At 65.2% G+C, this 6,912-nt stretch carries 5 protein-coding genes and 2 pseudogenes; 1 reads left to right on the top strand and 6 read right to left on the bottom strand.

The features are described 5' to 3' along the window. The 6 genes and pseudogenes from ACDELDRAFT_RS17180 to ACDELDRAFT_RS17155 all read right to left on the bottom strand — a co-directional run. A pseudogene (locus ACDELDRAFT_RS17180) lies at window positions 1-284 on the bottom strand (energy transducer TonB); the annotation flags it as partial. A gap of 100 nt (window positions 285-384) precedes the next feature. Beyond that, window positions 385-657, bottom strand: coding sequence for a (2Fe-2S)-binding protein (locus tag ACDELDRAFT_RS17175; RefSeq protein ID WP_040329701.1), 273 nt, complete (start codon window positions 655-657; stop codon window positions 385-387). A gap of 803 nt (window positions 658-1,460) precedes the next feature. Further along, on the bottom strand, window positions 1,461-2,582 hold the full coding sequence (locus tag ACDELDRAFT_RS17170; RefSeq protein WP_005799203.1) for an alpha-hydroxy acid oxidase: 1,122 nt from the start codon (window positions 2,580-2,582) through the stop codon (window positions 1,461-1,463). A 119-nt stretch (window positions 2,583-2,701) separates the two neighbouring features. Continuing rightward, window positions 2,702-3,391: a Fe2+-dependent dioxygenase gene (locus tag ACDELDRAFT_RS17165; protein WP_005799201.1), complete on the bottom strand. Its 690-nt coding sequence runs from the start codon at window positions 3,389-3,391 to the stop codon at window positions 2,702-2,704. A 28-nt stretch (window positions 3,392-3,419) separates the two neighbouring features. Further along, entirely contained in the window at window positions 3,420-5,696 is a 2,277-nt protein-coding gene (locus ACDELDRAFT_RS17160; RefSeq protein ID WP_005799199.1) for a TonB-dependent receptor, read from the bottom strand. A 210-nt stretch (window positions 5,697-5,906) separates the two neighbouring features. Next, entirely contained in the window at window positions 5,907-6,239 is a 333-nt protein-coding gene (locus ACDELDRAFT_RS17155) for an SWIB/MDM2 domain-containing protein (protein ID WP_005799197.1), read from the bottom strand. A gap of 398 nt (window positions 6,240-6,637) precedes the next feature. Here ACDELDRAFT_RS17155 and ACDELDRAFT_RS17150 point away from each other — a divergent pair. After that, a pseudogene (locus ACDELDRAFT_RS17150) lies at window positions 6,638-6,912 on the top strand (ribonuclease E activity regulator RraA); the annotation flags it as partial.

Raw genomic sequence — 6,912 nt, 5'->3', positions numbered from 1 at the left:
ATGGCCAGCGGGCGGGGCGTTGGGCGCGGTGCCTGCACCTTGGGAGCGGCGCGGGGCGGTGGCGGTGTGGGGGCCGGAGGGGCCACAGGCGGTGCCACCTTGGGAGCGGGGGGCGTGATGATTTCGCTCAGCAGTTCTGCCGGAACCACGACTTCGACCGCGCGGCGCAGCAGCCCTGACTGCAGCGCCCACAGTCCGGCCACGTGCAGTACCACCACCGAACCCACGATCAAGGCATTGCGGCTCAGGCCCCCGGCGGGAGCAAAACGGTCGGCTTGGGACATATAAAAATGATAGCTGCCTGCGCTTGCCTCACAAGCGCTGCAGGCCAGAAATGTTCAGATCACTTGCGAAAGATCCACCAAGCCGAACCGGCCACGAGGATCAGACTGCCTGCGAGTGTAGAGAGGAGTTCCATGCCTTGCTTTCCCGAATGGAGTTGGCAAGCTGGACCGGTTGCGCCGCGCAGTCGTTGTGCACGGCGGCCACCGGGGTGGTGGCACTGCATTGGGCCACCACATCGCGGGCGCAGCTTTCGCAGCATCCGCACTGGGTGGCTACGCCCAGCTCGAACTGGATCTCGTCGAAACTCATTCCTGCGCGCGCATGGCGGGCAATCTCGCGGTCGGAAATTCGGCGGCAAACACAGACGATCATGGCGGCAGGCTGGTTGGCTGGCTGTTGTTGATGTGGTGAGTATAAATGAGAATCTGTCGTATTTGCAATAATCCTTTGACGGCATGAGGGAGATCGGACTGGCGCCGACGGGACCTGTAGGGTGCCAACGTCATTGCGGCCATGCAAGGGCAGCGGCCGGACATCGGCAGTACCTATGCGTTCTGCCAGAGCCGCCAACACCAAGCACGCGCAATCGGGAAAGACGAGGGTGGTGTGCAGCCCCAGTGCGGGGGGAGTGGCTGGGCGACAGGTTGCGCAAGGGGGATGCGGAGGTCGAACAGGGAGAATGCTTGGAACCTCGCGAAGAGCATCCTGGCATCCGAATGCCCGTGCGGGTAAGTGAACGAATGGGTGGATGGGGCGGTGGGCCTGATGCGTGGGGGCTGGGCAGTCTCCCGTGCGCCGATGTCGCCTTCACCTCCTTATCGCCCGGCTCTTGAGCCTGTGCTTGCGCGCGATCCGGGCGCAAACCAAGCTCCTCCTGTGGGCATGAAATTACTTCACCGTTTGCCGTTTGCCGAGGTCGCGTCTTCTGCGCCACGTTGGCGCTTCGCACTGTCTACGCAGCGTTGCCAGTGAACGAAGGGCTGCCGACAGTGCGCCTGGTCGTCCGGCGCGATCGGGGGGGGCGACGCGGAGCGACAAACCCATCCCCAGCGTGAAGCGCGCAACGAACCTGGCTGCAGCCGCCGTATGGCGGGGGCCGAGGAAAACTGTCTTCGGGCGCGGCAGCGCCAGGCCTGCAAGGGCGCGATCGGGCCACCCCCGGTACAAGTCCGGGATCAGGGGGTTGTTGCGACCAGGTCGGGCGAGGCCTCGGCCATGGTGGCGCAACCCGTGAGCGCCATGGCAATTTCGAGCTCGTCGCGCAAGAGTCGCAGCACGTGGGCCACGCCGGCGGCGCCGGCATTGGCCAGCCCCCAGACGGCTGGCCGCCCCACCAGCACGGCTGAAGCGCCGAGCGCGATGGCCTTGAGCACGTCGGTGCCCCTTCGTATGCCGCCGTCCACAAGCACCGGCACCGCGCCTTGCACGGCCTGCACCACGCGGGGCAGCGCGTGGGCCGTGGCGGGGGCCGTGTCGAGGGTGCGGCCACCGTGGTTGGATACGATCAGACCCGCCGCACCCAGTGAAATCGCCTGGCGTGCATCGGCGGGGTGCAGCACCCCCTTCAGCACGATCGGCAGACGTGTGATCGATTGCAGCCAGGCCACGTCGTCCCAGGTGGGGGCATGGTGCAGCAGGCGGTCGAACAGGGCGCTCTGGCCTGGGCTGAGCGGCGGCGCAGGCAGCGGTTGCAGGCCGGCCAGGTTCACGTGGCCCACGCCAGGCGGCAGCCGAAAGCCGGCTCGGCGCTCGCGGTCTCGGGCACCGCTGGTCGGGGCATCCACCGTCAGCACCAGGGCTTCGTAGCCGGCAGCTTCGGCGCGTGCGACCAGCGCCTGCGTGAAGCCGCGGTCGTGCTGCAGGTACAGCTGAAACCACAGCGGGCCCCGGCCGGGGTCCGGGCGCACCGCTTCGGCGATGCTTTCCAGCGACGCGCTGGCCTGCGTGCTGAGCACCACGCCCGCGCCCAGCGCCGCCGCCGCATAGGCCATGGCCAGCTCGCCATCGGGGTGGGCCAGGCGCTGCGCAGCGATGGGCGCCAGCAGGATGGGGTGCGCCAGGGTGTGCCCCAACAGCGTGACCCGCGTGTGGCCACCCGCCAGTGGGCGTAGCACGCGCGGCCACAAGGCCAGCGCGTCCCAGGCGCTGCGGTTGGCGCGCAGGGTGATCTCGTCGGCGGCGCCACCGCTGAAGTAGGCCCAGGCGTTGTCGTCCAGCTGCTGGCGCGCGTGTTGTTCGTGGTCGGCCAGGGTGACGATGCCTGAGGGAACCTGCTGCCGTGCGGGTGGGTGGGTCATATCAGAAAAAATGGCTCCAGGCGCTTATTCAGCAAGCGTGAGTTGCTATTGAATAATGAGCGTGCAGAAAGCGGCGCTGCCATCCGGCGGATGGGGCCATCAGCGCTCGGCGCACCGGCTCACACATCGGCCCACATGCGCAGCAGATTGTGGTACGTCCCCGAGAGCGCGATGACCGAGGGTTCTTTTTCGCCGTGGGCCTGGCGCAGCTTGAGCAGTGACATGTCCATGTCAAACAGCAGCTGGCGTTGCTCCAGCCCGCGCACCATGCTTTCTACCCAGAAAAAGCAGCTGATGCGGTGCCCGCGCGTGACCGGTGACACCTGGTGCACGGTGCTGCTGGGGTAGAGGATCATGTCGCCGGCGGGCAGCTTGATGCGCTTCTCGCCGAATGCCTCGGTGGCCACCAGTTCGCCGCCCTCATAGTCTTCGGGCGGGGTCAGGAACAGCGTGCACGACAGGTCGCTGCGCACCCAGCAGTTGTCTGCATGCGAGTGCATGACGGCGCTGTCGACGTGGTTGCCGTAGAAGTTGGTGCCGTCGCCGTAGTTGTTGAACAGCGGGTTGTAGATGCGGCGCGGCAGAGCCGCCGAGAAAAACAGGGCGTTGCGGTGCAGCGCCGCCTTCACCCGCGCCTGCAGCTGGGCCGACAGCTCGCTGCCCTGCGCCAGTTGCAGGTTGTTCTTCTGGTGGATGGCCTGCCCGCCGGCACTGCGTGCACCGTCCACCCATGGGGCGTCGGCGCCCAGGGCCTGCCGGAAGAAGGCGAGTTCCTCGGGGGGCAGAACGTCTTTGATGTGAAGGAACATGGTGCAGTGCCGTGGGCTGGGGGAAGGGTCAGAACCGGGTCTTGAGCGTCACCTGGACCGAGCGCGGTGCTCCGGGCGTGTAGAAGCCACGGTACAGCGAATCCGCGTACACGCGGTCCGTCAGGTTGGCCACGTTCAGCTTGAGCGTGGTCTTCTCGTCGAACGAGTATTCGACCATGGCATCGATGGTGCTGAAACCGCTGGCGTAGTAGGTGCGCTGGCCCTCGGGATTCTGCTTGCCGCGGTAGGTCAGGCCTGCGCCCACGCGGATGCTGGACGTGACGGCATAGGTACTCCAGATGCTGCCACTGTGCTTGGGCGTGAGTCCCGGGCGGTCACCCTGCACCTGGGCGCCCGTGCCGGTGGCGCTGAGGGCCTGGTTGCTGCGGTCGATCTTGGCGTCGGGAATCCAGGTGTGGTTCCAGAAGACTTCCCACTTGGGCGTCAGCCGGCCCGCCAGGTTGAACTCCATGCCGGTGGCGTGGCGCTTGCCCGACAACAGCTCTTGCGCAGCGGCGGTGTCGGGGTCGGTGTTGCGCTCGTTGTATTTCTCGCTGTAGAACGCAGCCACCCCGAGCAGGGCGCGGCGTTCGAACAATTCGAACTTGCTGCCGATCTCGATGTTGCGGCTCTTTTCGGCGGGGGTGTTGGCGGCCCGCGTGGTGCCGTTGTTCACGTTGACGCCGAACTGGTAGGTGTCGCCCGAAGTGTTGTACGAGGTGCCATACGACACGTAATACGAGGACCACTCATCGGGCTGGAAGATCAGGCCGACGCGCGGGCTGAACAGGCTGTCCGAGCGGTCGCCGCTCACGCTGCCGTTGGGGTTTTGGTAAGTGGCCTTGAAGTTGTCATAGCGCAGGCCGCCCACCAGTTTCAGCGTGTCGCTGAGCGAAACGGTGTCCTGGAAATACAGCCCCAGGTTGCGGGCCTTGAAGGTGTTCCACTGCACGGGTGCGCGGCCGTCGGCCACGCCCACTCCGTCGTTGGGCGTGCCCACGGTGGTCGTGGGGCGCGGGGTGGGGTTGGCGTAGTTCTGGTTGCGCTGGGCATCGTCGTCGTAGTAATCCACGCCGGTCAGCACCGCATGCTTTTTGCCGCCCCAATGGAAGGTGTTGCTGTAGTCGCTTTGCACCTGCAGCACGTCGCTTTCACCGATGCGGCCTTTGGAGCCGCGCGTGAGCACGGTGCTGTCGTTGATCTGGCCCAGCGTGATGGCGCTGTTCTGGAAACCGATGGTGCTGGCCAGCATGTCGCGCTTGTAGGTGCCGTAGCGCAGGCGGGTGTTCAGCTCGCCACCATCGTCGAAGCGGTGGATGTGCCCCAGCGTGGCGTATTGCGACGACGTGTTGTTGTAGTCGCTTTCCAGTCCGTAGAAGTTGCGGGCCGGCAGGGGCGTGTTGATCTTCCCATCGGCCGAGAGGCGCCAGGGATGGTTGTAGATCGGGCGGCCCTTGGATTCGAGGTAGTACAGGCCGATGGAAAATTCGTCGCGCGTGCCGATTCCCCAGGTGAATGTGGGCGCGATGCCGCGCTTGTCCTGCTTGGCGCCGTAGTTGTCGGCCTCCTGCACCATGGCGTTCAGGCGGAAGGCGGCGTTCTCGCCGGTCACGAAGTTGAAGTCGCCCGTGGCGCGGTGGTATTGGCCGGTGCCGAAGGTGTACGCCGCTTCGTGCTGGTCGATCAACAGGGGCGCCTTGTTCACCTGGTTCACCACGCCGCCCGTCGAGCCCTTGCCGAACAGCATCGAGGCCGATCCCTTGAGCACTTCGATGCGGTCCTGGTTGAAGGTATCGCGCTCAATTAGCGGAGCATCCTTCATGCCGTCGACGTAGATGTCGCCCGCCTGGCCCAGCGAGAAGCCGCGCAGGCGCACATCTTCCTCGCCGGTTTCGCCGGCCAGGAAGGTCACGCCCGCCGTGGTGCGCAGCACTTCGCGGAAGTCGTCCTGGTTGCGGTCGGTCATCAGCTTTTCGGTGAACACCGTCACGGACTGGGGAATGTCCTTGATGTCCTGCTTGCCCTTGCCCACCGTGGTCTTCTTGATGAGCAGGGTGTCCTTGCCCTGGACTTCCGCCGTTTCCTTGACGGTGACGGTGGACAGGGTGGTTTCTGCCGTGCCGGTCTGGGCCATCGCGCCCATCGAGGCGGCGAGCATCAGCGCGCCGAGCGGCAGCAGGGCAATTTCCGCGTGCGTGGCGGTCATGCTTTCGGCCGCGGGCGCGGGCGAGACAGGGGAAGTGGGTGAATGCAGCACGGTGCTGCGGCGTTGGGCGCGAGATGTTGCCAAGAGGGCCTCCGTCATTGGGGGTGTGCAGGTGGCGCGCGAATGCGCCAAGAGCAGGCGAGAGGCAGTGGCTAGTTCAACGTGGCTGTGCGTCGGCGTGCATCCTTATGTTACATCAAATACGGGTCATTCTCATTTGCGTTGATGTTGATGTGCCACACGAGCCAACGCATTCAGGCGAAAAAAAAGCCGGCTGAGCCGGCTTTTCGGGGGATGAGGCGCTGCGTCTTACTTGACGTGCTTGCCGATCAGACCTGCCAGCTCGAACATCGAAACCTGGGGCTTGCCAAACAGCTCCTTGAGCTTGGCGTCGGCATTGATGTTGCGCTTGTTGGTGGCGTCCTGCAGGTTGTGGGCCTTGATGTAGACCCACAGCTTGCTGATGATCTCCGTGCGTGGCAGCGGTGCAGAGCCCACCACGGCGGCCAGCGCGGGGCTGGGCGTGAGCGCCTTCATGAAGGCCGCGTTGGGGGTGCGCTTCTTGGCGGGCGCGGCGGCCTTGGTGGCGGGCGCCTTGGCTGCGGGGGCGGTCTTTGCCGGAGCTTTTTTTGCAGTTGCCATGTTGGGTTTTTCCTTGTTGGAAGTAAATTTTCACCAGCGAAAACGGGGCTTTCCCACTGGCAGGGTGATGCTACTGGGAAAAAAACGTGTTTCCAAGCGGGCCAGGCGTTTTTTTGCCTCGATTTGTTGCGGTGTCGCACTTCTTGCGGACCTGGGGGCCTGGAAGGGCGCGCAAAGCGCTGCAGCTTGCGGGTTTTCCCGTGCAGGGCGCGGCTTCTTCGTCTGCACCACGTTCAATGGCCTTGGGTGCGGCCGTTGCGTGGTCCGGACCGCTCGCTTCCCGGCTACCGGGCTGCCGCCCATGGGGCCCGCTGCCTGCGCGACAATGCACCGCCATCTTGATGGGGCAGCGTGCCTTCGTTTCTTCGACCCACCCATGTGTGAAAGGTTTTTGGCCCATGACAGCTTCTTCTTCCCTGGCATTCAGCACCTGTGATTTTTGCGACGCGCACAAGGGCGACGACAGCGGGGCGTTTCGTGTGCTGCCGCCGGTTTTCCAGAGCTATGGCGCGTGCGCTTCCTTTTCAGGGCCGGTTTCCACCGTCAAGTGTTTTGAGGACAACACCCTCGTCAAGGCTGCCGTCGATTCACCGGGCCTGGGCCGTGTGCTGGTGGTGGACGGCGGCGGCTCGCTGCGGCGCGCGCTGGTGGGCGGCAATCTGGCCGCAGCCGC

It is taken from the genome of Acidovorax delafieldii 2AN, assembly GCF_000175235.1.
GTDB classification, from domain to species: domain Bacteria; phylum Pseudomonadota; class Gammaproteobacteria; order Burkholderiales; family Burkholderiaceae_C; genus Acidovorax; species Acidovorax delafieldii_B.
The sequence above is the reverse complement of the archived record's forward strand: the minus strand, read 5'-3'. Positions and strand labels throughout refer to the sequence as shown.

Coding starts and splice junctions, on each gene's coding strand:
- ACDELDRAFT_RS17155 (WP_005799197.1), bottom strand. CDS start 6,239: ATGGCAACTGCAAAAAAAGCTCCGGCAAAGACCGCCCCCGCAGCCAAG.
- ACDELDRAFT_RS17170 (WP_005799203.1), bottom strand. CDS start 2,582: ATGACCCACCCACCCGCACGGCAGCAGGTTCCCTCAGGCATCGTCACC.
- ACDELDRAFT_RS17165 (WP_005799201.1), bottom strand. CDS start 3,391: ATGTTCCTTCACATCAAAGACGTTCTGCCCCCCGAGGAACTCGCCTTC.
- ACDELDRAFT_RS17160 (WP_005799199.1), bottom strand. CDS start 5,696: ATGACGGAGGCCCTCTTGGCAACATCTCGCGCCCAACGCCGCAGCACC.
- ACDELDRAFT_RS17175 (WP_040329701.1), bottom strand. CDS start 657: ATGATCGTCTGTGTTTGCCGCCGAATTTCCGACCGCGAGATTGCCCGC.